Annotated in this window: 23 protein-coding genes; 7 read left to right on the top strand and 16 right to left on the bottom strand. The window is 67.5% G+C overall.

Annotation, left to right across the window (positions count from 1 at the left end; all coding sequences use genetic code 11):
- Positions 1-19: 19 nt before the first annotated feature.
- The 5 genes from IFS44_RS12815 to IFS44_RS12795 form a co-directional block, all read right to left on the bottom strand.
- Entirely contained in the window at positions 20-937 is a 918-nt protein-coding gene (locus IFS44_RS12815; protein WP_192098712.1) for a YbgF trimerization domain-containing protein, read from the bottom strand.
- Between the two features lie 68 nt (positions 938-1,005).
- Positions 1,006-1,875 carry a helix-turn-helix domain-containing protein gene (locus IFS44_RS12810; RefSeq protein WP_192098711.1) on the bottom strand — a complete coding sequence of 290 codons (870 nt, stop codon included), beginning with the start codon at positions 1,873-1,875 and terminating at the stop codon, positions 1,006-1,008.
- 102 nt (positions 1,876-1,977) lie between these two features.
- Positions 1,978-4,251 (bottom strand): phosphoenolpyruvate--protein phosphotransferase, encoded by a 2,274-nt coding sequence (gene ptsP / locus IFS44_RS12805; protein ID WP_031396191.1) that lies wholly within the window; start codon positions 4,249-4,251, stop codon positions 1,978-1,980.
- A 94-nt stretch (positions 4,252-4,345) separates the two neighbouring features.
- The gene (gene ruvB / locus IFS44_RS12800; RefSeq protein WP_031440317.1) at positions 4,346-5,371 is read right to left on the bottom strand and encodes a Holliday junction branch migration DNA helicase RuvB; all 1,026 of its coding nucleotides are present in this window, start codon (positions 5,369-5,371) and stop codon (positions 4,346-4,348) included.
- Between the two features lie 76 nt (positions 5,372-5,447).
- Positions 5,448-6,509 (bottom strand): SDR family oxidoreductase, encoded by a 1,062-nt coding sequence (locus IFS44_RS12795; protein WP_192098710.1) that lies wholly within the window; start codon positions 6,507-6,509, stop codon positions 5,448-5,450.
- 117 nt (positions 6,510-6,626) lie between these two features.
- Between IFS44_RS12795 and IFS44_RS12790 the strand changes: the two genes are divergently transcribed.
- Entirely contained in the window at positions 6,627-7,046 is a 420-nt protein-coding gene (locus IFS44_RS12790; protein ID WP_192098709.1) for a winged helix-turn-helix transcriptional regulator, read from the top strand.
- Positions 7,047-7,048: 2 nt separating this feature from the next.
- On the opposite strand, the gene ruvA is transcribed toward IFS44_RS12790, so the two are convergent.
- The 4 genes from ruvA to IFS44_RS12770 all read right to left on the bottom strand — a co-directional run bounded on the left by ruvA (position 7,049) and on the right by IFS44_RS12770 (position 9,667).
- The gene (gene ruvA / locus IFS44_RS12785; protein WP_031440320.1) at positions 7,049-7,648 is read right to left on the bottom strand and encodes a Holliday junction branch migration protein RuvA; all 600 of its coding nucleotides are present in this window, start codon (positions 7,646-7,648) and stop codon (positions 7,049-7,051) included.
- Positions 7,645-8,151: a crossover junction endodeoxyribonuclease RuvC gene (gene ruvC / locus IFS44_RS12780; protein WP_031395213.1), complete on the bottom strand. Its 507-nt coding sequence runs from the start codon at positions 8,149-8,151 to the stop codon at positions 7,645-7,647. The genes ruvA and ruvC overlap by 4 nt, the downstream gene beginning before the upstream one ends.
- 201 nt (positions 8,152-8,352) lie before the next feature.
- Positions 8,353-9,096 (bottom strand): YebC/PmpR family DNA-binding transcriptional regulator, encoded by a 744-nt coding sequence (locus tag IFS44_RS12775; protein ID WP_031395214.1) that lies wholly within the window; start codon positions 9,094-9,096, stop codon positions 8,353-8,355.
- A gap of 28 nt (positions 9,097-9,124) precedes the next feature.
- A complete protein-coding gene (locus IFS44_RS12770; protein ID WP_056679038.1) occupies positions 9,125-9,667 on the bottom strand; it encodes a DUF1003 domain-containing protein in 543 nt (180 codons plus the stop codon).
- A gap of 113 nt (positions 9,668-9,780) precedes the next feature.
- Here IFS44_RS12770 and IFS44_RS12765 point away from each other — a divergent pair, with 113 nt between their 5' ends.
- Positions 9,781-11,244: an ATP-binding protein gene (locus IFS44_RS12765; RefSeq protein WP_107045068.1), complete on the top strand. Its 1,464-nt coding sequence runs from the start codon at positions 9,781-9,783 to the stop codon at positions 11,242-11,244.
- On the opposite strand, the gene IFS44_RS12760 is transcribed toward IFS44_RS12765, so the two are convergent.
- The 3 genes from IFS44_RS12760 to IFS44_RS12750 form a co-directional block, all read right to left on the bottom strand.
- Complete coding sequence (locus IFS44_RS12760; protein ID WP_192098708.1) at positions 11,245-11,529, bottom strand: DUF1294 domain-containing protein; 285 nt, start codon at positions 11,527-11,529, stop codon at positions 11,245-11,247. It abuts the gene before it with no gap.
- 89 nt (positions 11,530-11,618) lie between these two features.
- A complete protein-coding gene (locus IFS44_RS12755; protein WP_197975315.1) occupies positions 11,619-11,861 on the bottom strand; it encodes a DUF2312 domain-containing protein in 243 nt (80 codons plus the stop codon).
- 160 nt (positions 11,862-12,021) lie between these two features.
- On the bottom strand, positions 12,022-12,330 hold the full coding sequence (locus tag IFS44_RS12750) for a DUF1244 domain-containing protein (protein WP_031395221.1): 309 nt from the start codon (positions 12,328-12,330) through the stop codon (positions 12,022-12,024).
- A gap of 80 nt (positions 12,331-12,410) precedes the next feature.
- Between IFS44_RS12750 and pyk the strand changes: the two genes are divergently transcribed.
- The 4 genes from pyk (at position 12,411) to IFS44_RS12730 (ending at position 16,741) form a co-directional block, all read left to right on the top strand.
- Positions 12,411-13,874, top strand: coding sequence for a pyruvate kinase (gene pyk / locus IFS44_RS12745; protein ID WP_056408891.1), 1,464 nt, complete (start codon positions 12,411-12,413; stop codon positions 13,872-13,874).
- A gap of 85 nt (positions 13,875-13,959) precedes the next feature.
- Complete coding sequence (locus IFS44_RS12740) at positions 13,960-16,014, top strand: carbon starvation CstA family protein (protein WP_042466965.1); 2,055 nt, start codon at positions 13,960-13,962, stop codon at positions 16,012-16,014.
- Entirely contained in the window at positions 16,011-16,208 is a 198-nt protein-coding gene (locus IFS44_RS12735; RefSeq protein WP_107931579.1) for a YbdD/YjiX family protein, read from the top strand. Before IFS44_RS12740 ends, IFS44_RS12735 begins: the two co-directional genes overlap by 4 nt.
- Positions 16,199-16,741 (top strand): biliverdin-producing heme oxygenase, encoded by a 543-nt coding sequence (locus IFS44_RS12730; RefSeq protein ID WP_192098707.1) that lies wholly within the window; start codon positions 16,199-16,201, stop codon positions 16,739-16,741. The genes IFS44_RS12735 and IFS44_RS12730 overlap by 10 nt, the downstream gene beginning before the upstream one ends.
- 3 nt (positions 16,742-16,744) lie before the next feature.
- Here IFS44_RS12730 and IFS44_RS12725 read toward each other — a convergent pair whose 3' ends face one another.
- The 3 genes from IFS44_RS12725 to IFS44_RS12715 form a co-directional block, all read right to left on the bottom strand.
- On the bottom strand, positions 16,745-18,871 hold the full coding sequence (locus IFS44_RS12725; protein ID WP_192098706.1) for a histidine kinase dimerization/phosphoacceptor domain -containing protein: 2,127 nt from the start codon (positions 18,869-18,871) through the stop codon (positions 16,745-16,747).
- A gap of 71 nt (positions 18,872-18,942) precedes the next feature.
- Positions 18,943-19,935 (bottom strand): bile acid:sodium symporter family protein, encoded by a 993-nt coding sequence (locus tag IFS44_RS12720; RefSeq protein WP_446740858.1) that lies wholly within the window; start codon positions 19,933-19,935, stop codon positions 18,943-18,945.
- Positions 19,935-20,945 (bottom strand): adenosine deaminase, encoded by a 1,011-nt coding sequence (locus IFS44_RS12715; protein ID WP_192098705.1) that lies wholly within the window; start codon positions 20,943-20,945, stop codon positions 19,935-19,937. Before IFS44_RS12715 ends, IFS44_RS12720 begins: the two co-directional genes overlap by 1 nt.
- A 149-nt stretch (positions 20,946-21,094) precedes the next feature.
- Here IFS44_RS12715 and IFS44_RS12710 point away from each other — a divergent pair, with 149 nt between their 5' ends.
- Complete coding sequence (locus IFS44_RS12710; RefSeq protein WP_192098704.1) at positions 21,095-22,030, top strand: DUF808 domain-containing protein; 936 nt, start codon at positions 21,095-21,097, stop codon at positions 22,028-22,030.
- A gap of 152 nt (positions 22,031-22,182) precedes the next feature.
- On the opposite strand, the gene IFS44_RS12705 is transcribed toward IFS44_RS12710, so the two are convergent.
- Positions 22,183-24,249: a S9 family peptidase gene (locus IFS44_RS12705; protein WP_192098703.1), complete on the bottom strand. Its 2,067-nt coding sequence runs from the start codon at positions 24,247-24,249 to the stop codon at positions 22,183-22,185.
- Between the last annotated feature and the right edge of the window lie 42 nt (positions 24,250-24,291).

Below are 24,291 nucleotides of genomic sequence, written 5' to 3'. Positions count from 1 at the left end.
CACACGCCGCAATCTGCGCTCACTTGCACTTGGCGGTGGCTCGTCCGGCAGCGACCTTGGCGGTCATGTCGCGTGAGAGCTTGGCCCCATAGACGTCGTTGAGCTCGTCATACACCTTGCACGCATCGGCGGACTTGTTCAGCTTGGTCAGCGACTGGCCGAGATAATAAAGACTTTCGGACGCCCGTTCACCATCGGGCATCTTCTTGTAATTGTCGTAGAAGGCCATCGACGCGAGGCTCGGCTTGCCTTCGTCCAGATAGGCGCGGCCAAGCAGATTCTGTGCATAGCTCGCGCGCCGATCCTTCGGATAGGTCGCGACCACCTTCTTCAGCTGCGTCTGCGCCTCGGCATAGCTCTTGGCCGCCCACAGCCGATAGCCGTAGAGATACTCGTCCTCGGCCGGATTGCCGGTCGACGGCTTCTCGACCGCGTTTGCTGGCCGCGCGGCGGCGGTGGCCCCCAAGGGCCGCGCCGGCGGCCCGGCGTCCTCGTCCGGACCACCCGTACCCTCGACGGCCGATCCGGCTGCACCGGGCGCGCTGTTCGTCCGGGCCGTCTCGATCAGCTTCATCCGGTCGTCGGTCGCGCGCCGATACGCGTCGAACTGCTCCTGCAGCTGGCGGATCTTGTACTCAGTCTGCTCGACCTGCCCGGTCATCGACGCGATCTGCTGTTCGAGCGAGGTCACGCGCTGCGCGAGATCGGCGACCGCGCTGGTGGCGGGCGTGCCGGGACCGGGGCCCGCGGTCGTCTGCGGCCCCGTCACCTCGGGCTGCAACAACTGCCCGGCCCCGCCCGGAAACACCTTGCGCTGGACCGCGCGCATCTCGCTCTCGAGCTTGCCGACACGACCTTCGACGTTCGACTGTGCGGATGCAGCAACGGGCAGCGATGCACCGGCAAGCAGGATGCCGACGATGATGGACTTATGCATGGGCTATACCCCCCGGGGCACTGGATAAGACGAGCGATATAGCTGCAACATCATTCCTGTCGCCAGCCTTAAGGCGTTCCCGATGCATTGCCCGGTGCCCCCTCGGCAGCGGCATCGCCACCGCTCGCGGCAGGCGCGCCGTTGAGCCGTGCGGCGATCGCCGGGGCGCCGACGCGGACGTCCTTGATCGCGCGTTCGCCGGTTCCCAGCGGCGGCACGTTCGAGCCGTTGAGCGTAACCGTCAGCTTGTCCGGGCGACCGACGTTGATCATCGGATCCTTCGCGTCACGCGGCACGTCGAACCGATCGCCGGCCTTCATCGTCCCCAGATACAGCGTCTTGTTGTCGGCATCATAGACGCGCATCCACACTTCGTCGGTCGCGGCAAGCGTGACCTGCCCGGTCTCCAGCGCCGGCGCCGCGGGCGCCGCTGCGGGGGAGGCCGGCGTCGGGCTGGGCACTTCGGCGACCGTCGCCACCGATCCCGCCGCAGACCCGGACGTGGTCGCGCCGCCACGGAACAGGTCGGTCCCGTACCAGATGCCGACGAGGATCAGCACGGCCAGCGCGATGCCGAGCGCGATCACCGCCACGCCGCGCGAGGGTACGCGCGACGGATCGGACATTTCATAGGGTTCGTATTCGGGCGTGCGGCGCACGATCTTGCCAAGCTCGGCGCGCACGAGATTGGCCACCCGCACCTCATCCGCGCCAACCGCGCGCGCATAGGCCTTGGCGAACCCGACCGCATAGGTCGACGACGGCAAAGTCGCGTAATCAGACGCCTCGATCGCCTCGAGATGCCGCAGCGGCACGCGCGTCCGGCTCCCGACATCGGCGATCGTCAGCCCCTGTGCCTCGCGCGTTGCACGCAGGATATCGCCGGCCCGTTCGGGCGAGGCGGGCGGAGGGATCTGCCCGGTTGCGACGTCGTCCATTCTTGTCTCCGATTATGGGCTGTAGCGCGCGCCCATCAAGGCGGGTCATGTTCCAGAGCCAATAACCCATGTCAACGCGAAGGCCCTAGCGAAACCCGCGCGTCAGGCCAGCTCGACACCGTTTTCCGTTGCCCAGTCGGTCAGCACGGCGCGCATGTCGCGCGGTGGATCGGCGAGCAAGGCCGTCATCTTCGCGGTAATCGCCGCCAGATCGAGCGAGCGCGCCATCGCCTTGATCGGCCCGACCGCCGCCGGGGTGATCGACAGCCGGTCGATCCCGATCCCCGCCAGCGCCATCGCCTCGAGCGGCCGCCCGCCCATCTCGCCGCACACGCCGAGATCGACACCGGCGGCGCGCGCAGGCTCGACGAGCCGGGCGAGGAACCGGAGGATCGACGGGCTCAGCCAGTCATAGCGCTCGGCGAGCTTGGGATTGGCGCGGTCGGCGGCAAACAGGAACTGCGTCAGGTCGTTGGTGCCGACCGAGAGGAACTGGATCTTGGGCAGCAGGATGTCGAGCATCTCGGCAAGTGCTGGCACCTCGAGCATCGCGCCGTAGCGGATCGTCGTCGGCAGCTTGCGCCCGCGCCCCGCCAGCCAGCTCCGCTGCGCCTCGAACAGCGCCTTGGCCTCGTCGAACTCCCAGGGCTCGCTGACCATCGGGAACATGACGTTGAGCGTCCGACCGGCGGCCGCTTCCAGCAGCGCGCGCGCCTGCACCTTCATCAGCCCGTCGCGCTCGAGCCCCAGCCGTAGCGCGCGCCAGCCCATTGCCGGATTTTCCTCATCCGCGGCGGCCTTGTTGAGATAGGGCAGCGCCTTGTCGCCGCCGATATCGACGGTCCGGAAGATCACCGGCCGATCGCCCGCCACCTCCAGCACCTCGCGGTACAGCCGCTGCTGGCGCTCGCGCTGCGGCAGCGTCGCGGATACGAGAAACTGGAATTCGGTCCTGAACAGGCCGATCCCGTCCGCACCGGTGATGTCGAGCGCGGCCGCATCGTCGCGCAACCCGGCATTGACCATCAGCGTCAGCCGGTGGCCATCCTTCGTGATCGGCGGCACGTCGCGCAGCGCAGCGAATGCGGCCCTGCGCTTCTGTCGCAGCGCAAGCCGCGCCTCGAACGCCTCCTCCATCGCCGCGGAGGGCCGCGCGAACACATTGGCGTCGGCGCTGTCGAGCAGCAGCAGGTCGCCCTCGGCGATCAACCGCCGGACGTCGCGGACACGGCCGAGCACCGGCACGCCCATCGCCCGCGCGACGATCGTCACGTGCGCGGTGAGCGATCCTTCCTCGAGGATCACGCCCTTCAACCGGCGCTTGTCATATTCGAGCAGTTCGGCCGGCCCCAGATTACGCGCGATCAGGATCGTGTCCTGTCGCAGCCCCATCTGCGCGGCGGTACCCATCTGGCCCGACACGATCCGCAGCAGACGGTTCGCCAGATCCTCTAGATCGTGCATCCTGTCGGCGAGCAGCGGATCGTCGATCTGCCGCATCCGCTGGCGGGTGCGCTGCTGGACGCGCTCGATCGCCGCCTCCGCAGTCAGGCCGGAATCGATCGCCTCGTTGATCCGCCGCGCCCAGCCCTCGTCATAGGCGAACATCTTGTAGGTTTCGAGAACCTCCTCATGCTCGCCGCCGACGCCGAACTCGGCCTCGCGCGTCATCCGCTCGATGCCTTCGCGCATCTTGTCGAACGCGGCATAGACGCGGTGCCGCTCGGCATCGGTATCCTCGGCGACGGTATGCTCGATATGGATGCGCGGCTGGTGAAACACGGCAAAGCCCGCGCCCATCCCGTCGACCAGCTTCTGCCCCGGGATCCGCATCGCCGCGGTCGATTGCGGGCGATCCGACCCGCCGCCCGCGGTGTCGATTAGCCCGGCATTGGCGATCAGCTCGCTCAGCACCATCGCGACGGTCTGCAGCGCCTCGATCTCGACGTCCTGATATTTGCGCGTTTCGGCATGCTGCACCGCAAGAACGCCGACCGCGCGTTCGCGCCGGATGATCGGAACCCCGGCAAAGCTGTGATAGCGCTCCTCGCCGGTCTCGGGCTTGTAGGCGAAATCGGGATGGCTCGCCGCCTCGTCGAGATTGAGCACCTCGACCTGCTGCGCGATCGTGCCGACCAGCCCCTCGCCCAGCGCCAGCTTGGTGACGTGCACCGCCTCCTGCGCAAGGCCGCGCGTCGCGAATAGCTCGAGCACGCCTTCGCGCAGCAGGTAGATCGAACAGACCTCGCTATCGATCGCCGCGGCGATGATGCCGACGACCGAATTGAGCTTGGCTTGCGCGGTCGTGCGCGCGGCCATCACGTCGTGAAGGCTGGTGAGGATCTCGCGGGCGGAGGCGGCGGCCGAAACGGGCATGGGGAGGAGCTACCAGATCAAGCGCTTGGGTGCCACGCAACAAAAGTATTCTTCTGCGCAAGCCCGGTCTATCGTCATTGCTGCATGCCCCGCCTCAAACGTCGAACAACCCGTCCTGGCTCCCGACCGGCGGATTGAGGCCCAGATGCTTCCAGCCGCCCGCGTTCATGCACCGCCCGCGCGCGGTCCGTGCGACGAGGCCGAGCTGGATCAGATAGGGCTCGATCACCTCCTCGATCGTATCGCGCGGTTCGCTGAGGCCTGCCGCCAGCGTTTCGACCCCGACCGGACCGCCGCGATAGATGTCGGCGATCATCATCAGATAGCGCCGGTCCATCGCGTCGAGCCCCAGCGCATCGACCTCGAGCCGGTTGAGCGCGGCGTCGGCGGTGCGCGCATCGACGATCTCGGCGCCCGCGACGTCGGCGAAATCGCGAACCCGGCGGAGCAGCCGCCCGGCGATGCGCGGCGTGCCGCGTGCGCGCCGCGCCACCTCCATCGCCCCGTCCTTCGAAATCGCGAGCCCGAGCAACCCAGCCGCACGCGTCACCACGCGTTCGAGCTCATCGACGGTATAGAATTGCAGCCGCACCGGAATGCCGAAGCGATCGCGCAGCGGCGTCGTCAGCAGCCCCTGCCGCGTCGTCGCGCCGACCAAAGTAAAGCGTGGCAGGTCGATCCGCACGCTGCGTGCCGAGGGCCCCTCGCCGATCATCAGGTCGAGCGCGCGGTCCTCCATTGCCGGGTACAGCACCTCCTCGACCGCGGGCTGCAACCGATGGATCTCGTCGATGAACAGCACGTCGCCATCCTCGAGATTGGTCAGCAGCGCGGCAAGGTCGCCCGACTTGGCGATCACCGGCCCCGAGGTGGCGCGGAACCCCACCCCCATCTCGCGCGCGACGATCTGCGCGAGCGTGGTCTTGCCGAGCCCCGGCGGCCCGAAGAAAAGCACATGGTCGAGCGCATCGCCGCGCGCCTTGGCCGCCTGGATGAAGATCCGCAAATTCTCGCGCGCGGCCTTCTGCCCGACGAATTCGTCGAGATTCTTGGGGCGCAGCGCCGCATCCACGTCCTCGGGGCGGCGGGCTGGCGTGAGCAGGCGTTCGGCATCGGTCATCAAGCCCGTTCCCTACCCGTTCACGCCCGCCCCTGTCACCCCGTCGCGCGCGTCCCGCCCGACCGGCCTACCAGATTCATGGGATCAGCCGGTCCGCGCGCAGCTGTGCGAACAGGTCGAAGAACGCGTCGTCGGTCGGCTGATAGCGCGTAAAGCCCATCCGCCGGCTCTTGCCCATGTCGGTGACGACCTCGATCGGCCGGCCGAGATCGGCGTCGGTGTGCCACGGCGATGCGAGGCGCGTGAGATCGGCCTCGACCAGCCCCTCGCGCTCTGCAATCCGCTGCCACACCACCGCGTCATCGGCCATCTGCTCCTCGAGCGGCACGACCGTGCCGTCGAACGGCGCCGCCTCGATCCCGAACCAGTCGGCGATCCGCGACCACATCCAGCTCCAGCGGAATACGTCGCCATTGACGATGTTGAAGTCCTGGTTCGCCGCCTCGGGCGTCGTCGTCGCCCAGACGAGCTGCGCCGCGAGCTGACGCGCGTCGGTCATGTCGGTCAGCCCGTTCCACTGCGCCGCCGATCCCGGAAAGCGGAACGGCCGCCCGGTCTCGCGGCACAGCGTCGCATAGGCCGCCAGCGTCGTCCCCATGTTCATCGCATTGCCGACCGCCTTGCCGATCACCGTATGCGGACGATGCACGCTCCAGCTGAAGCCGTCGCGCTCGGCCGCCGCGAACACCTCGTCCTCCTGCGCGTAATAGAAATTCTCGACCTCGAGCCGGCCCTGCTCCTCACGGAACGGCGTCTGCGGCAGCACGCCCTTCCCATATGCCTCGAACGGCCCGAGATAATGCTTGAGGCCCGTCACCAGCGCGACATGCCGCACCGACTTTGCAGGACGCAGGCCATCGAGCAGATTGCGGACCATCGCGCCGTTGACGCGGATATTCTCCGCCTCGGTCGCCTGGCGCGACCAGGTCGAGATGAACACCGCGTCGGGCGCCAGATCCTTCAGCGCGGCGGCGGTGCCTGCCGCGTCGGTCAGGTCGGCGGCGACCGGGTGTACGCCGGGCTGGTCGGACGGACGCCGCGCGAGGCCATGGACCGTCCATCCCTGTTCGATCAGCAGCGCCGCCGTCGCGCTGCCGACAATACCGCTCGTCCCAACCACCAATGCCGTCCGGGCCATCGTCATTCTCCGTTTCACTTGAACGCAGTAGCTAGGCATCGCCAGCGACGCGTTCTAGACGGCACCATTCGGGGCCCCGGGCACCTTTCGGGACCCAGCGACGTTCAGGGACCCAACATGACAACGCCCCCCGGTCACGATCCCGCCCCCGTGGCCGACGACTGGCGCGAGGATTGCGCACCGCGCCGGGTGCTCGACCTGTTCGCGACCAAATGGACGAGCATGGTGCTCCACACGCTCGACGCGCGGCACGAGGGCGGCGCGCGCACCGGCGTCCTCCACCGCAGCCTGCCCGGCATTTCGAAGAAGATGCTGACGCAGACGCTGCGCGACATGGAGACCAGCGGGCTGATCTTGCGCGACGTACTCGCGACGATGCCCCCCGCGGTCGAATATCGCCTGACGCCGCTCGGCAGGCGGTTCGTCGAGCCGGTCAATCTGCTCTACGACTGGGGCCGCACCAATGCCGATGCGCTCGACGCGTTCGGCCCCGGCCCCGCGCCCCGCCGGTCCGCGAAACGGCCGAAGACCGACTGAGACTAGGGCTTCGACGCCTTGCGCAGCGCCAGCCGGACGAGCGCGTCGAGCGTCGCGCCCGGCCCCAGTTCCTCGTCCGCCGCCGCCACCGCGACGCTCGCCTCGGCAGGCCGGAACCCCAGGTTGAGCATCGCCGACACCGCATCCGCCGACGCCCCTGGCGCCGCATTGACCACCGCGGGCCCGAGCCCGAGCGCGATCCCGCCGACCTTGTCCTTCAATTCCATGACGATGCGCTGGGCGAGCTTCGGCCCGACGCCGTTCGCGCGCGCGACCATCGCCTTGTCGCCGCTGGCGATCGCCCGTGACAGGTCGACGGGTTCAAGCGCGGACAGGATCGCGAGCGCAACCCGCGCGCCGACGCCCTGCACCGCGGTCAGCAACCGGAACCAGTCGCGCTCGTCCGCGCTCGAAAATCCGACGAGCCGCTGGAAATCCTCGCCGACCAGCAGTTCGGTGAAGACGGTGCAGGCCTCGCCGATCGGCCCGAGTGCCGACAGCGTGCGTGCCGACGCGCCGACCAGATAGCCGACCCCGCCGACATCGATCACCGCATGGTCGATCCCGGTCGAATCGAGCCGGCCCTTCAGATGGACGATCATGCGCCTACTCCCGTGCGTCGCGACAGCGCCGCCGCGCTCGCGACATGATGCGCATGCGTGATCGCCACCGCCAGCGCGTCGGCGGCATCGGGGCCGGCGAGTTTCGCGCCGGGCAGCAACACCGCCATCATCGCCTGAATCTGTTTCTTGTCCGCGCCGCCGGTGCCGACGACGCCCTTCTTGACGGTCGAGGGGTGATATTCGCCGATATGCAGCCCCGCCCCCGCCGCCGCGAGCAACACCACGCCGCGCGCCTGCCCCAGCTTCAGCGTCGACTGCGCATTGGTGTTGCCGAGCACTTCTTCGACCGCAGCGCCATCCGGCCGCTCCGCACGGATGACGTCGAGCAACGCCGAATACAACGCCGTCAACCGCCGCGGCAGCGCCATCGACGGATCGGTCCGGATCTGGCCATTGGCGATATGGCTCAGCCGGTTACCGTCCGCACGGATGACGCCCCATCCCGTGGTGCCGAGGCCGGGGTCTAGTCCTAGAATGATCATGAGAAGAAAGAAGACTGGTTCGCGCGGAGGCGCGGAGGCGCGGAGGGGGTGCGCTCTTGACCATCGTCGGGCGTTAGCGCGACCTTCATTCCACTGGGCTGGACTACCGCCGAAACGCCGCTGGCGCGGAAGACGCGTGCGCGAAGCGTCTCTCTCCGCGCCTCCGCGTCTCCGCGCGAACCAATCCTTCTTCTCACTGGCTCAACCCAGCGTCTCCATGATCTCGTCCGAGATCTCGTAATTGCCCCACACCGTCTGCACGTCGTCGTCATCGTCGAGCGCGTCGATCAGCTTGAACAACGTCGCCGCATCGTCCGCATCGACCGCGACCATCGTCTGCGGCCGCCAAGCGAGCTTCGCGCCCTCGGCCTCGCCGAGCTTCGCCTCGAGCGCCTTGGCGACTTCGTGCAGATCGCCCTGCGCGGTCCAGACCTCGTGCCCGTCCTCGCTCGACGTCACGTCCTCGGCCCCCGCCTCAAGCGCAGCCTCGAACACCGTGTCGGCATCGCCCGCGCTCGCCGGATAGGAAATGAGCCCGACGCGGTCGAACGCATGGCTGACCGACCCGCCGGCACCTAGGTTACCACCATTCTTGCCGACCGCGACGCGCACGTTGGTTGCGGTACGGTTGCGGTTGTCGGTCAGTGCCTCGATGATCAGCGACACGCCGCCCGGCCCGAAGCCCTCATAGCGGATCTCTTCGTAATTTTCGGCATCGCCGCGGCTCGCCTTGTCGATCGAGCGCTGGATGTTCTCCTTGGGCAGCGACGCCGCCTTGGCCGCATTCACCGCCGCGCGCAGGCGCGGGTTCATGTCGACATCGGGCAGGCCCATCTTGGCCGCAACCGTGATTTCCCGGCTGAGCTTGCTGAACGCCGACGAGCGCTTCTTATCCTGCGCACCCTTGCGATGCATGATGTTCTTATATTTGGAATGGCCTGCCATCTGTGCCTCTATAGCTGATGCGCCGCTCTTAGGCTCCGGCACCCGATTTCGCCAGAGCATCGATTTTCGCCTCAATCGCGTCGAGCCGCGCGAGCACCAGATGGTCGATCTTGTGATGCACGCGCAAAATGTCGAGCTCGGCGCGCAGATTGGTCTCGTAATCGAGGCTCGCGGCGAGCCTGTCCTTCGCCGATTGCCGATTCTGGCTCATCATGATGATCGGCGCCTGGATCGCCGCGACCGTCGACAGCAGCAGGTTGAGGAAGATGTAGGGATAGGGATCGAACGCCGCGTTGAAATGGGTGAGGATGTCCGAATTGAGGATCATCCAGCCGAGCAGCACCGCAGTGAACGCGATGATGAACCCCCACGACCCACCGACCGCCGCAACCCGGTCCGAGAGCCGCTCGCCGAACGTCGCGCGTTCGTCGGCCACGTCGGCGGCGTCGCGACTGACCGTGGTCCCCGCCTCGATCCCCGCGAGCACGCGGCGCTGCTCGTCGTTGAGCTCGCCGGGGGGCTTGCCGAGCAGGCGGTGCGAGAGATCGTCAAGCGGAGAGGATGTAGCCATGGCGAAAGGCGTAACCGCGATTGCGGATTAAGCCAGCGCGCAAAACCGCGCTTGCGACGAGACCCGCGAAAGACTCCTTGCCCCGATGCGCCCGCACCTGCCAAACGCGCGGCATGACGGTTAGCGTGAATATGGGCACCGACGGCAATGGTACGGCCGTCGGCGTCGACCTGGAGGAACTTCTCGCCACGCGCCTGCTGGTGCAGGGCAATTCGGGATCAGGAAAATCGCATCTGCTGCGCCGCCTGCTCGAACGGTCGGCGGGGCATGTCCAGCAGATCGTGATCGACCCGGAGGGCGATTTCGTGACGCTCGCGGGCCCGCATGGCCATGTCGTGATCGAGGCGGGCGATTATAGCGAACGCGAGATCGCGCGCATCGCCACCCGACTGCGCGAACACCGGACGTCCGCTGTGCTCAGCCTCGAGGGACTCGAAGTCGAGGGGCAGATGCGCTGTGCCGCGTCGTTCCTCTCTGCGCTGTTCGATGCGCCGCGCGAGCATTGGTATCCGGTGCTGGTGGTCGTCGACGAGGCGCAGATGTTCGCGCCCGTCACCGGCGGCGAGGTGTCCGAAGAGGTCCGCCGTGCCTCGCTCGCGGCGATGACCAACCTGATGTGCCGCGGCCGCAAGCGTGGTCTTGCCGGCGTGATCGCGACTCAGCGTCTGGCGAAGCTCGCGAAGAACGTCGCGGCGGAGGCGTCGAACTTCCTCATGGGCCGCACCTTCCTCGACATCGACATGGCACGCGCCGCCGATCTGCTCGGCATGGAGCGGCGTCAGGCGGAGGCGATCCGCGACCTCCAGCGCGGCACGTTCATGGCACTCGGCCCCGCGGTCTCGCGCCGCCCCATCACCGTGAAGATCGGCGACGTCGCCACCTCGGCGCGCAGCGGCAGCCCCAAGCTCACCCCGCTGCCGAGTGCCGCGCCGATGGACCTGCAGGACCTGCTGTCCGAGCCGGTGGTCGACGCGCCCGAACTTGGCCTGCTCTTCGATTCGCGGCCGCGGCGTGTTCCGGCGGAAGAACTGCTCGACGGTATCGCCCGCCCGCCCGAGCCACGCACCGCCGCGCCCCCGCCGCCCGAGAAGACCGATGACGAGGTCGAGGCGGTTTATGCCGACGTGTTCCGCGCAATCGTCGAGGATCCCGAATCGACGCTGCGCCCGCCCTCGGTGCTGTTCCAGGACTTCCAGGTGCGATGCCGGATGGGCGGCCTCGCCAAGCCCCCGCTCGATCTGCCGGGCTTCGTCCGCCGGCTGAGCTGCGCACGCGCCGGGATCTTCGACATGACCGACGAGGCGTGGACCGCGGCGCTCGATGTCGCCAGCGGGCTGCCCGACGACATGCTCGGCGCGTTCCTGCTGGTCGCACGCGCCGCACGCGAGGGCGAACCCTGCCCCTCAGACGCGCGCATCGCCGCGACCTATGGCACCAGCTCGCTTGGCCGGGTGAAGCGCCTGATCGGCTATATCGAGAGCCGCAACCTGATCGTCTGCCGCACAGACCTGGCGGGCAAGCGCTCGATCACGATCCCGGGACTCGGCTGGACGACGCTGCCGGCAGAGGCGGCTTAATTAGAACGCGAAAGCGAAGACCAGTCCGGCGACCACGCCGATCTGCACGATCGCGATCATCTGCAGCCGGCCGACGAACGGCTGCTTGCGAGTCTTGTGGCGAAAACGACGGCGCGCCCAGAAGGCGCCGGGGCTGCCACCGAGCGCGACGAACCAGAGCAAACGGGATTCGGGGATGCGCCATGCGCCGCCCAGCGATCGGCGCTTGTCCAGCGCGAACGCGGCGACCGTGACCGCGTTGATCACCAGAAACAGAAATGACGCCGCAGCGATCGATACGAGCATGGCTCACCGCTACCGCGTCGACGTTGACGCGGCGTCCACCCCGGCGTCGATGACGCATCGCGAGGGAGACACCGCGCAGAGACCGATCGTCAGATCATCCCCAGTGCCTGGAGATACACCTCGAGGATCGCCTCCTCCTCCTGATATTCTTCCTTCTTCTTCTTGCGGATCGACAGGATCTTGCGGATCGCCTTGGGGTCGTAGCCACGGCCCTTGGCCTCGGCCATCACGTCCTTGATGTCGTCCGCGATACCCTTCTTCTCTTCTTCAAGACGCTCGGCGCGCTCGATCAGCAGGCGCAGTTCGTCCGCTGCGACCGCGCCGCCGCCCATTCCGTGTTGGCGTTCGTCCGTCATGATACTCGTCCCCATTCGCTCGAAACACAGACCCGCATGCGGCGACCGGGGTCCCAAGGACCGCCGATGAATCGCGCCGCTGCAAGTGCGGCGCCGCGTCTAGGCGGTAACCGTTCGCGGCTCAAGCGACCCCGGGTCAGACGACCGCATTCTTGGCGACGCTCTGCTTCATCCGTTCGAGCTGCTCCGGCGTGGCGTCGCCCTGATGCTGCGCCTTCCACTGCGAATAGGGCATGCCGTACACCGCCTCGCGCGCCGCATCCTTGTCGAGACCACCAGCCTCCTCGACCCAGTCGGACAGACAGTTGCGGCAGAATCCCGCCAGACCCATCAGGTCGATATTCTGCGCATCGTCGCGGTGGCGCAGGTGGCGGATCAGCCGGCGAAAGGCCTGCGCCGCTACGGCATCGTCGAGTGTGTCCAGCGTGTCGCTATCGTGGTTCATTCGTATGCTCCGTAGTTGATCCCACCGAGATAGGGTTTAAGGCCCGTGGCGGCAAAGACCTCCCCCAGGAAACGCAACGCATGACCATGGCCATCGCACCCCGCTCGCGCAAAGTCCGCATCCTCGCGACGCTAGGCCCTGCCAGCAGCACGCCCGAGATGATCGCGACGCTGTTCCGCACCGGCGCCGACGCGTTCCGCATCAACATGAGCCACGGCGACCAGCAGTCGAAGATAGCGGTGATCCAGGCGATTCGTGCGCTGGAGAAGCAATATCGTCGTCCCTCGACGATCCTCGCCGATCTTCAGGGTCCCAAGCTGCGCGTCGGCAAGTTCGACGGCGGCCGCACCGTGCTCGAAACCGGCTCGACCTTCGTGCTCGACCGCGACACGACGCCGGGCGATGCGACCCGCGTCGAGCTGCCGCATGACGAGATCTTCGCCGCGATCGAGCCGGGCGCGCGCCTGCTGCTCGACGACGGCAAGCTGGTGCTGCGCGTCGTCTCGCACAGCCCGCGCGAAATCACGACGCGCGTCGAGGTCGGCGGTGCGCTGTCGAACAACAAGGGGCTGAACGTCCCCGACGTCGTGCTGCCGATGGCCGCGCTGACCGAGAAGGATCGCAGCGATCTCGACTTCGCGGTCGACCAGGGCGTGGACTGGATCGCGCTGTCGTTCGTCCAGCGCCCCGAGGATCTGTGGGAAGCGCGCAAGCTGATCGGCGGCAAGGCCGCGCTGCTCGCAAAGATCGAGAAGCCCGCCGCGATCGAGCGGCTCGAGGAGATCGTCGAGGCGTGCGACGGCGTGATGGTCGCGCGCGGCGATCTCGGTGTTGAAATGCCCCCGCAGGCGGTGCCGCCGCTGCAGAAGCGCATCGTCGAGGTGTCGCGCCGCATGGGCCGCCCGGTGGTGGTCGCGACTCAGATGCTCGAATCGATGATCACCTCACCCTCGCCGACGCGCGCCGAGGTCTCGGACGTCGCGACCGCGGTCTATGACGGTGCCGATGCGATCATGCTCTCGGCGGAAAGCGCCGCGGGCGCATGGCCGGTCGAATCGGTCGCGATGATGGACGCGATCGGCGTGTCGGTCGAGGCCGATCCCGAGCATGGCGACCGCATGCACTTCACCGTGATGAAGCCCGATCCGACGACCGCCGACGCGCTGGCCGAGGCGGCGAAGAACATCGCCGCGACGGTATCCGCGGTCGCGATCATCTGCTTCACCACCTCGGGCTCGACCGCACGGCGGATCGCGCGCGAGCGGCCCTCGGTGCCGCTGCTGGTGCTGACGCCGAGCCAGGACACCGCGCGCCGCCTCGGCCTGTTGTGGGGCACGCATGCGGTCCACACCCGCGACGTCGAATCGTTCGAGGACATGGTCGCCAAGTCGAAGCGCATGGCGCTGCGCCACGGCATGGCGAAGGCGGGCGACCGCGTGATCGTGCTCGCGGGCGTGCCGTTCCGTACGCCGGGCTCGACCAACGTGCTGCATGTCGTCCGGATCGTCGGCGACGAGCTGAAGGGCCACCACTCACAGGTCTGAGGCGGCTCCCCCTAGCGCTCCCCCCTAGCGCTCCTCGGCCAAATCCGCGATGGCTGGTACAAGGACCGGACGGGGGAGCAACCGCATGACGTTACGCGAAAAGATCGGCTGGGGTGCGATGAGCCTGCTCGGGGCGTGCGCGCTCGCGGTGGTCGCGTTCCAGCGCGGCGAGCATGTCAACGCGCTGTGGATCGTCGCCGCGTCGGTCTCGGTCAACCTGATCGCCTATCGCTTCTACGCCCGCTATATCGCGCGCAACGTCATGCAGCTCGATGCGACGCGCCCGACCCCGGCCATCCGCCGCGCCGACGGGCTCGATTATGTCGCGACCGACCGCAACGTCCTGTTTGGCCACCATTTCGCCGCGATCGCCGGCGCCGGACCTCTGGTCGGGCCGGTGCTCGCGGCGCAGATGGGCTATCTCCCCGGCACGCTCTGGATCCTCGCCGGCGTCGTGCTGGCGGGCGCGGTGCAGGACTTCATGATCCTGTTCATCTCGATGCGCCGCGACGGCCGCTCGCTCGGCGAGCTGATCCGCATGGAAATGGGTGCGGTGGCAGGCACGATCGCGCTGATCGGCGCCTTTGCGATCATGGTCATCATCCTCGCGGTGCTCGCGCTGATCGTCGTCCGCGCGCTCGCGGGCAGCCCGTGGGGGCTGTTCACCGTCGCGGCGACGATCCCGCTCGCCTTCGCGATGGGGATCTACACGCGCTGGATCCGCCCGGGCCGCATCGGCGAGGTCTCGATCCTCGGCGTCATCGGCCTGCTGCTCGCGATCGTCTATGGCGGCCAGGTCGCCGAGTCCGCCTTCTGGGGCCCGGTCTTCACGCTGACCCCGGTTCAGCTGTGCATCCTGATGGTCGGCTATGGCGCGGTCGCGTCGGTTCTGCCGGTCTGGCTGCTGCTCGCGCCGCGCGACTATCTGTCGACCTTCCTCAAGATCGGCGCGATCGTCGCGCTGGCTATCGGCATTGCGGTCGTCGCACCGCCGCTGCGCATGCCCGCGCTCACCAAGTTCATCGACGGCAGCGGTCCGGTCTGGTCGGGCGGGCTGTTCCCCTTCCTCTTCATCACGATCGCCTGTGGTGCAGTGTCGGGCTTCCACGCGCTGATCGCCAGCGGCACCACCCCCAAGCTGATCGCCAGCGAGGGCGACGCACCCTTTATCGGCTATGGCGCGATGCTGATGGAAAGCTTCGTCGCGATTATGGCGCTGGTCGGTGCGACGATCCTCGATCCCGGCATCTATTTCGCGATGAACAGCCCCGCCGCGGTGCTCGGCACCGACGCGGCGTCGGCGGCCGCCGCGGTCACCAACATGGGCTTCGCGATCACGCCCGAGGCGCTCGCGCAGGCCGCGCGCGACGTCGGCGAGACCACCATCATCAGCCGCACCGGCGGCGCGCCGACGCTCGCGGTCGCGATGGCGGAGATCTTCAGCAACCTGATCGGTGGTCAGGCGATGAAGGCGTTCTGGTATCACTTTGCGATCCTGTTCGAGGCGCTGTTCATTCTGACCGCGGTTGATGCCGGCACGCGCGCCGGGCGCTTCATGCTGCAGGACCTGATCGGGCTCGTGGTGCCGTCGTTCCGCAATGCCTCGGCGATCGGCCCGGGCATCGTCGCGACTGCGCTGTGCGTCACGGCCTGGGGTTTCTTCCTCTATCAGGGCGTCACCGATCCACTCGGCGGCGTGAACACGCTGTGGCCGCTGTTCGGCATCTCGAATCAGATGCTCGCCGCGGTCGCGCTGATCCTGGCCACGGTCGTGCTGTTCCGGATGAAGCGCCAGCGTTATGCCTGGGTGACGATCCTGCCCGCCGCGTGGCTGTGCCTGTGCACGATCACCGCGGGGCTGCTGAAGCTGTTCTCGAGCGATCCGAAGGTCGGCTTCCTCGCGCATGCGTCCAAGTTCGCGGACGCTGCGGCGCGCGGCGAGATCCTCGCGCCCGCCAAGACGATGGCGGAGATGCAGCGGATCATCTTCAACGACCGCATCGACGCGGCGCTGATCGCGCTGTTCCTCGGTGTCGTCGTGTCGATCCTCGCCTTCGGCATCCGCAGCTGCCGCGCGGCGCTGAAGGTCGATCGCCCGACCGTGACCGAGGTTCCGCCCATGCTGGTCCCGGCCGAATGACGCCGCGCATCCGCCACTTGCTGGCGCGCGCGCGCGAAACCGCGCTGATGATGGTCGGCCAGCCCTCCTACGCCGCCTATCTGCAGCACATGGCCGAGCATCACCCCGGCCATGCGGCGATGGATCCCGCGGCGTTCTTCCGTGACCGCGAGCAGGCGCGCTACGGCGGCAAGGGCGGTGGCCGATGCTGCTGAACGACCCGCCACGCTCGATCGTCGCCGCGCTGCGCAGCGCGACCGGCGGCGATCACGACCGCGTCGACACCGCCTATGGCGACTTCGACCTCGCTGCGCCCGACAGCTACCGCGCGTTCCTCCACGCGCACGCGCGCGCGCTTCCCGCAGCGGAGGATGCACTGGCAGCCGCCCCGGGCCTGCCGCGCTTCCCCCCCCGCACGCCCCTCCTCGCCGCCGACCTCGCGGCGCTGGGCGAGACGATGCCTCCACCCCTGCCCTTCACGCTGCCCGCAGGCGACGCGGCGGCCTGGGGCGCGCTCTATGTCGTGGAGGGATCGCGGCTCGGCGGCATCATGCTCGCGCGTACCGTGCCCGACGGGCTGCCGACCGCCTATCTCGGCGCACGCCATCTGTCGGGCGAATGGCGCGAGCTGCTCGGCGCGCTCGACAACGCTGCGACGCTTGCGGGATCGGACGTCTGGATCGACGAGGCGATCACCGGCGCGCGCGCGACCTTCGATCTGTACCGCCGCGCCGCCGCCGCGCGCTGAGCCTCAGTCCTCGATCGGGGCGGTCATGATCACGCGCAGCCCGGGCATGTTGTCATGCTGCGCGATCGATCCCGACAGCCGCCCGACCACCGCGTTCATCATCCGGCTGCCGAACCCGACGCGCGTGCCGGTCTGGCCCACTCCCTTGTCCGCGACGATCAGTCGGATCTGGTTGCGATATTGCTCGAGCGCGATCAGGATCGGCCCGGGCTGTCCGCCATAGGCGTATTTGCTGGCGTTGATGACGAGCTCGGTCAGGATCAGCCCGACATTGACCGCGCGGTCGGTCGGCATCAGCACGGGCGCGAGGTCGAGCCGCATCTGCGCTGCCCAGTCCTGCCCCAGCGTCCCCTTCATGTCGCCCGCCAGTTCCTCGAGATAGCGCGCGAGGTCGACCGACTGGACCTGGTCGTCGCGGTACAGCCGCCGGTGCACCAGCGCGACCGCGGACAGCCGTGCCTGCGCCTCGGCAAGATGCGCTGTGACGTTGGCGTCGCCTGCCGCCTTGGCCTGCAGCGCGAGGAAGGCGGAGACCATCTGCAGGCTGTTCTGCACACGGTGATTGACCTCCTTCATCAGGACGTCCTTCTGCTCGATCAGCACGTCCTTTTCGGCCAGCGTCCGCTGCAATTCGCGGTTGAGCGCGCGCATCCGGTTGCTCGCATAGCTGTCGTGGAACATCCGACGCAGGCGATAGCCGGCCTCGATCTCCTCGAGCGACCAGCGCCGCGATTCGCCGCGCACCTCTTCGGTCCATGACGCGAACGACGTGCGCGGCGTCAGCTGTTCAGCGGGATCGCCCGACGTCGCCTTATGCGGATTGCCTGCCCATTCGATCTCGGTGATCCGCTCGGCGCGGAACCACAACAGCACCGCGCCCTCGTCGATCAGCGGCATCGCAAGCAGCCCGCTTGCCTTCGACCGATAGCGTTCCGCCGGTGGGTAGAGCGTCGACAGCGCATGCGTCGAAACGATGTCGCCTGTCCCGCGGCTGCGGATCCACTCGACCAGGTCCAGTACGTCTCTGTCGTCCGGACACTGGCCGTCGCGCTGCACCGCGCCGTGCTGGACGAGCGCGAAGCCGTCACTCGCCAGCATCCGGCGCAGGTCGTCGCCGACCGCCGCCGCGGTCCGCTGTGCGCTGCCCTCGGTGGCCATCTTGAGCACGACGACGTCTTCCACCGACCGCAGCCGCAGGCGTTCGCGGTATCCCTCGGCCTCCTCCTTCGCGCGGATCTGTCGGGCGAGGCTGCTCGCCAGCGTGCTCGCGGTCGCGCGGATATCGGGCGCCAGCGTCCGCGGCGTCATGCTGTGGCAGGCGATCATCCCCCACAACAGCCCGTCCTTGACGATCGAGATCGACGCGGACGCCACGACGCCCATATTGGTCATGTAGCGCAGATGGATCGGCGACACGCTGCGCAGCGCGACGTCGCTCAGGTCGAGCGTCTCGAACCCTGCGGGGCGCAGGATCGCAGGCGTATAGACCGCATGCGGGATCGCGCGCGTCCGGTTGCGGACATACAGCGCGCGCGCCTGTTTCGGGATGTCGGTCGCAGGAAAATGATGGTTAAGGAAGCTGTGCAGCGCGGGATCGCGATCCTCCGCCATCACGCGTCCGGATTCATCGTCGAGAAAGCGATAAACCATGACCCGGTCGAACCCGGTCAACGTCCGGAACGCGACCGCCGCCTGTTCGCACAGCGCCTGGAGACTGCCCGACCGCTCGAACGCGGTCGCCATCGAATCGAGCCAGCCGAGCACGGTCGCGGCGCTCGACGGCGCCGTCGTGGCGGGCTCGAGCTCGACGAGGACGTGTTCCTCGCTCGCATGCAGGACCATGTGGAACTGCTCGCTGGTACCCGCGACCAGCGTGCCGACGGCAGCGCCGATCATGCTGCCGCGCCCCGATCGCTCCGCCAGCAGCGCGGCAACGTCCTGGCCGATCAGCGTCGCGAGGTCTGCGCCCAGCCAGTCGGGGGTCAGCCGCGTCTCGATATCGCCCGCGCCCGCAACGACGCGCAGGCTCGCCGCATCGGCGACGAGCAACAGCCCGTGCGGCTGGATCGCGCCGGGAATGTGTATGGGCTCCCGATCGCAGGCCGTAAGGTCCAACGCGGTATCAGTCACAGATGCTGGGCCTTTCCGTCAAGCCGCGACCATGTCGTTTCGCGCGTGGAAAAGCAAATAAGCCAAGGCAGTTACGCCACCGGTGCCATCGCCTCCACGCGCGCATCAGCCCGGTCTGCATAGCGGCGCGCGATCACCGCACAGGCGATCAGCTGGATCTGGTGGAACAGCATCAGCGGCAACAGGATCACGCCGACCTGCGCCGCGGGGAACAGCACGCCGGCCATCGGCACCCCCGACGCCAGGCTCTTCTTCGATCCGCAGAACAGCAACACGATCGCATCCTCGCGCGGCAACCGCATCAGCCGCGCGATGGTCAGCGTCAGCGCCAGCACGATGGCCAGCAGGGCACAGGAGAGCAGCCCGATCAGGAGCAGGTCGCCGAGCGACACCCGGCTCCACAGCCCCTCGACCACCGCCGCGCCGAACGCGCCATAGACGACGAGCAGGATTGATCCGCGATCGACGATCGTCAGCATCGCCTTGCGCCGCGTCACCCATGCACCGATCCAGGGCCGCAGCACATGCCCCGCCACGAACGGCACGAGCAGCTGGACAATGATCGTCTCGACGCTCTCGATCGACATCCCGCCGGCATTGCCTGCGCTCCGCATCAGCAACGCGACCAGCGCGGGGGTGATTAGTATGCCGAGCAGGTTGGAAAAGGATGCGCTGCAGACCGCGGCCGCGACATTGCCGCGCGCGATCGCGGTAAAGGCGATCGACGACTGGACCGTCGAGGGCAGCAGCGTCAGGAACAGCACGCCCGTCGCCATCCGCGCGTCGACGAAGGGCAACGCGGTCAGCCCGAGCCCAAGCGCGGGAAAGGCGACGAACGTCACCCCCAGTACGGCGAGGTGAAGCGGCCAGTTGCGCAGCCCGTCCCAGATCGCCGCGCGCGACAATTTCGCGCCGTGAAGGAAGAACAGCAGAAAGATCGCGACGTCGGCGACATAGCCGACGATCGTCGCCGCCTGTCCCCGCGCGGGCACCAGGCTCGCCAGTACGACGGTGCCGAGCAGCATCAGGATGAACGGCTCGAAGATCGATAGGAAGCGCCGGATCACGGATGCGCGGTCACATAGGCCTCGAGGGTCGCCAGATGCCCGGCGATCGCTTCGTCATCGAGGAAGCTGCCGAGGAAGCTGTTGCGCGCCAGCGTGACGATCTGCCCGCGCGACAGGTTGCGCGCACGCGCAGTCTGACGGTAGTTCTCGCCGATATAGCCGCCGAAATAGGCCGGATCATCCGAATGGATCGTCGCACGCAGGCCGAGATCGAGCATCCGGTCGATCGGGTGATCCTCGATCCGGTCGACGTTGCGCAGCGCGACGTTCGACAATGGGCACACGGTCAGCGTCATTGCCTCGCGCGCGAGCCGCGCGACCAGCACCGAATCCTCGAGCGCACGGTTGCCGTGATCGATCCGGTCGACGCGCAGGATGTCGAGCGCCTCGTGGATATAGGCGGGCGGGCCCTCCTCGCCGGCATGCGCGCACAGCAGCAGCCCGGCTTCCGCCGATGCTTCGAACACGCGCGCGAACTTCGACGGCGGATGCCCCATCTCGGACGAATCGAGCCCGACGCCGATCATCTGGTCGAGCCAGGGCTCGGCCTGTTCGAACGTCCTGAACGCATCCTCCTCGTCGAGATGCCGCAGATAGCTCATGATCAGGCCGATGCTCATCCCGTGCTTCGCCCGCGCCGCATCGATCCCGGCGAACAGGCCGTTGGCGACGACGTCGAACGGGATACCACGGTGCGTGTGCGTCTGCGGATCGAAGAAGATCTCGGCATGGACCACGCCGTCCTGCGCGACCCGATCGAAATAGGCGAGCGCCAGATCGTGGAAATCCTCCTCGGTCTGCAGCACGGCCGCGCCCGCATAATAGATGTCGAGAAAGGTCTGGAGGTTGGTGAAGCTGTAGGCCGCGCGCACGTCCTCGACGCTCTTGAACGGGATCGTGACCTTGTTGCGCTCGGCGAGCGCGAACATCAGCTCGGGCTCGAGGCTGCCCTCGATATGCAGATGCAGTTCGGCCTTGGGGAGGTTGGTGATGAAGTCGTCTGTCATGCTCGATCCCGTCGTGATGTGCGTCACCGCGCAACCATTCCGCGCGTCACGCACTTTGCGCAAGGTCGAAACCCGTTGCATGACATCGCTGTCACGTTACCGCGGACCGGCTATTGCCGCCTCTTACCGATCACGCGAAGGACCCATCGATGCCCACAGGACTGGTCGCACTGCTCGACGACATTGCCGGGATCACCAAGCTCGCCGCGGCCAGCCTCGACGATATCGGTGCCGCGACCGGCAAGGCGGGCAGCAAGGCGATCGGCGTGGTGGTCGACGATGCCGCGGTCACGCCGCGCTACATGGTCGGGTTCTCGCCCAAGCGCGAATTGCCGATGATCGGCAAGATCGCACTCGGTTCGTTCCGCAACAAGCTGCTCTTCATCCTCCCCGCAGCACTTGCGCTCAGCGCGTTCGCGCCTTGGGCGCTGACCCCGTTGCTGATGATCGGCGGGACCTATCTCTGCTTCGAGGGTGCGGAAAAGATCCTCGAAGCGCTCGGCGGCGGCCATGCCGAAGCCGAAGCCACCGACTCGATCGATCCGAAGACGCTCGAGGACCAGAAGGTCTCTGGCGCGATCCGCACCGATTTCATCCTGTCGGCGGAGATCATGGTGATCGCGCTGTCGGACGTTGCCGCCGAACCGATCTGGGAACAGGCCATCGTGCTTGCACTGGTCGGCGTCGCGATCACGATCCTCGTCTACGGCGTCGTCGCGCTGATCGTGAAGATGGACGATATCGGCCTGCACCTGACCGAGCGGAAAAGCCCCGCGGTCCAGGCGTTCGGACGCGGCCTGGTCAAGGGCATGCCGGTCGTCATGTCGGTGCTGTCGGTCGTCGGCACTGCGGCGATGGTCTGGGTCGGTGGACAGATCATCGTCCACGGGATCGAGGATTTCGGACTGACGACGATCCCGCACTTCATTCACGATGCCGCCGCGGGCGCCGCCGCCGCGGTGCCGGTCGCCAAGGGCGTGGTGAACTGGGTGGTCAACGCCGCATTGTCGGGCGTGGTCGGCCTGATCCTCGGCGGCGCGATCGCACTTGGCCTCCACGCGGTGAAGAAGCCCAAGGCGCACTGAGCGGCTAGCGGCTCCTTCCATTCCCGTCCTCCTGACGAAAGTCAGAATCCAGAGCCAAGAACGTCAGCGCCCATTACCCTGGATCCTGACTTTCGTCAGGATGACGGCGTAGGGGAAGCAGCCTGCCCGGTAGGGCGTGGGAAATGCGCCCCCTATTTCGCCGTCCACTTGTCCATCCAGCCGATCACCTCGCCATACCATTGCAGGCTGTTTTTCGGCTTCAGCACCCAGTGATTCTCGTTCGGGTTGACCAGCAACCGCGACGGGATCCCGCGCCGCTGCAACGCGGTGAAGCTCGCGAGCCCCTGCGTGTAGGGAATGCGGAAATCCTTCTCGCCGGTGATCACCAGCATCGGCGTCTTCCAGTTGGCGACGAAGTTGACCGGGTTCCATTTCTCGAACGTGGCCGGATCCTCGTAATAGGTCTTGCCGCCATGCTCCCACTCGTCGAACCACAGCTCCTCGGTCTCGTACGCCATCGCGCGCGCATCGAAGACGCCGTCATGCTGGACGATGCACTTGAACCGGTCGGGCCACTTCCCCTCGATCCAGTTCATCATATAGCCGCCATAGGACGCGCCGAGCGCGCAGGCGCGGTCGCCGTCGAGCCAGCCGAATTTGGCAGTCGCCGCCGCCAGCCCCTTTTGCAGATCCTCGAGCGGCCAGCCGCCCCAATTGTTGCTGATCGCGTCGGTGAAGGCCTGGCCGTACCCCGTCGACCCGTGGAAATCGACCGCGACCAGCCCGTAGCCCGCACCCGCGAACACCGCCGGATTCCAGCGATAGGACCAGCTGTTGTTGCTCGACCCCTGCGGCCCGCCATGCACCATATAGGCGACCGGGACCTTCCCATTCTGGGTCGAGGCCGGGCTGCCATACGGCTTCACCGCATAGCCCCAGACGATGTCGTCGTTCGCGCCCTTGAAGTTGAACCGCGTGACAGTCGGCATGTCGATGCCCGCGAGCTTTGCCGCGTTGACCGAGGTCAGCCGCTCCGGCTTCGGCATCCGCTTGCCCTTCACCGCCAGCGCATAGAAATCATCGGGCGCGGTCAGGCTGCTGATCGCGACGACGACGCCCTTGGGCGTCGGCACGACCGCGCCGACATGGCCCTCCTGCGTCAGTCGCGTCACTGCGCCCGTGGCAGGGTCGACCGCGAACACCGGAGTCTCCTGCGTGTCGTCGGCGGTGACGTAGATCCGCTTGCTGTCGGGGCTCCACGCGATCGACGCGACCGAGCGATCCCAGGCTTGCGTCATCGCGCGGACCTGACCGCTCGCCAGGTCGCGCGTCATCAGTACCTGGCGATCCGCTTCGAACCCGGCGCGCGCCATTGCGAACCAGGCGAGCGTGCGGCCATCGGGCGACACCGTCGGCAGATTGTCCATGCCGGTGTTCGCCGCCGTCAGGTTGACCGGTGCCGCGGAGCCGTCCGCAGGGACCGAGAAGATGTCGAGATTGGTCGAGGTCGCTTCGATGCGCCCCGCCTCGCGCAGTGCGAAATACAGCGTCCGGCCGTCCGCGCTCCACGACACTTCCTCGCCACCGCCAAACGGCTTCGACGGCGCGTCACCAATCAGACCGCCAGTGACCGCGACGCCGTCTCCCTGCGCGCCCGCGGCCGTCAGCGGCAGCACGAACAGCTGCGACCGGTCGCCATTCGACCATGTGTCCCAGTGCCGCACGAACAGCTGATCATAGGTCCGCCCCGCCCCGGCATTCGGGTCCTTCTTGACCATCGCGGGCGCTAGGCTCGGCGCGCCGGGCTTGCGGTCGGCCCAGATCACCAGCTTGTCCCCGGTCGGTGCGACCTTGAACCCGCCGAAACCGCCCTCGAAGCTCGTCAGCTTGCGCGGCGTGCCGCCGGCGATGCCGATCGACCAGACCGCGTCGCTGCCGCCCTTGTCCGACTGATAAAAGACGGTTGCGCCATCGGCGGAGAATTGCGCGCCGGTCTCGTTCACATCGGCTTCGGCGATCAGCGGTTCGGGCTTCGCACCCTTGCGGCTAAGGTCGAGCCGCCACAGGTCGAACCGGCCGCGATCGGCGGCGAGATCGGTCTCGCGTTGCTCCCACACCAGCCAGCGGCCGTCCTTCGACACGGCGGGCGAGGACACGCGCGACAGCTTGACGACATCGTCGATGGTCAGCTGGCGGGCGGTGGCGGGGGCGCTTGCAAGAGCGAGCACGGCGAGGCTTGCGGACAGCAGGATCTTCATGCGCGTCTGCATAGAATGCTTGCACGATCGCGCGCAATCGCC

The sequence above is a fragment of the Sphingomonas sp. CFBP 13706 genome, assembly GCF_014842355.1.
GTDB classification, from domain to species: Bacteria; Pseudomonadota; Alphaproteobacteria; order Sphingomonadales; family Sphingomonadaceae; genus Sphingomonas; species Sphingomonas aerolata.
This window is presented reverse-complemented; position numbering and strand designations above follow the sequence as displayed.

Bases quoted from the DNA above. Each gene is read 5' to 3' on its own strand.
- IFS44_RS12730 (WP_192098707.1), top strand. From the start codon at position 16,199: ATGCTGCTGAACGACCCGCCACGCTCGATCGTCGCCGCGCTGCGCAGC.
- IFS44_RS12810 (WP_192098711.1), bottom strand. From the start codon at position 1,875: ATGGACGACGTCGCAACCGGGCAGATCCCTCCGCCCGCCTCGCCCGAA.
- IFS44_RS12710 (WP_192098704.1), top strand. From the start codon at position 21,095: ATGCCCACAGGACTGGTCGCACTGCTCGACGACATTGCCGGGATCACC.
- IFS44_RS12750 (WP_031395221.1), bottom strand. From the start codon at position 12,330: ATGAACCACGATAGCGACACGCTGGACACACTCGACGATGCCGTAGCG.
- ruvB (WP_031440317.1), bottom strand. From the start codon at position 5,371: ATGACCGATGCCGAACGCCTGCTCACGCCAGCCCGCCGCCCCGAGGAC.
- IFS44_RS12775 (WP_031395214.1), bottom strand. From the start codon at position 9,096: ATGGCAGGCCATTCCAAATATAAGAACATCATGCATCGCAAGGGTGCG.
- IFS44_RS12760 (WP_192098708.1), bottom strand. From the start codon at position 11,529: ATGCTCGTATCGATCGCTGCGGCGTCATTTCTGTTTCTGGTGATCAAC.
- IFS44_RS12815 (WP_192098712.1), bottom strand. From the start codon at position 937: ATGCATAAGTCCATCATCGTCGGCATCCTGCTTGCCGGTGCATCGCTG.
- pyk (WP_056408891.1), top strand. From the start codon at position 12,411: ATGACCATGGCCATCGCACCCCGCTCGCGCAAAGTCCGCATCCTCGCG.
- IFS44_RS12705 (WP_192098703.1), bottom strand. From the start codon at position 24,249: ATGAAGATCCTGCTGTCCGCAAGCCTCGCCGTGCTCGCTCTTGCAAGC.
- ruvA (WP_031440320.1), bottom strand. From the start codon at position 7,648: ATGATCGTCCATCTGAAGGGCCGGCTCGATTCGACCGGGATCGACCAT.
- IFS44_RS12715 (WP_192098705.1), bottom strand. From the start codon at position 20,945: ATGACAGACGACTTCATCACCAACCTCCCCAAGGCCGAACTGCATCTG.
- IFS44_RS12795 (WP_192098710.1), bottom strand. From the start codon at position 6,509: ATGGCCCGGACGGCATTGGTGGTTGGGACGAGCGGTATTGTCGGCAGC.
- IFS44_RS12790 (WP_192098709.1), top strand. From the start codon at position 6,627: ATGACAACGCCCCCCGGTCACGATCCCGCCCCCGTGGCCGACGACTGG.
- IFS44_RS12735 (WP_107931579.1), top strand. From the start codon at position 16,011: ATGACGCCGCGCATCCGCCACTTGCTGGCGCGCGCGCGCGAAACCGCG.
- IFS44_RS12755 (WP_197975315.1), bottom strand. From the start codon at position 11,861: ATGGGCGGCGGCGCGGTCGCAGCGGACGAACTGCGCCTGCTGATCGAG.
- IFS44_RS12765 (WP_107045068.1), top strand. From the start codon at position 9,781: ATGACGGTTAGCGTGAATATGGGCACCGACGGCAATGGTACGGCCGTC.
- IFS44_RS12740 (WP_042466965.1), top strand. From the start codon at position 13,960: ATGACGTTACGCGAAAAGATCGGCTGGGGTGCGATGAGCCTGCTCGGG.
- IFS44_RS12770 (WP_056679038.1), bottom strand. From the start codon at position 9,667: ATGGCTACATCCTCTCCGCTTGACGATCTCTCGCACCGCCTGCTCGGC.
- ptsP (WP_031396191.1), bottom strand. From the start codon at position 4,251: ATGCCCGTTTCGGCCGCCGCCTCCGCCCGCGAGATCCTCACCAGCCTT.
- ruvC (WP_031395213.1), bottom strand. From the start codon at position 8,151: ATGATCATTCTAGGACTAGACCCCGGCCTCGGCACCACGGGATGGGGC.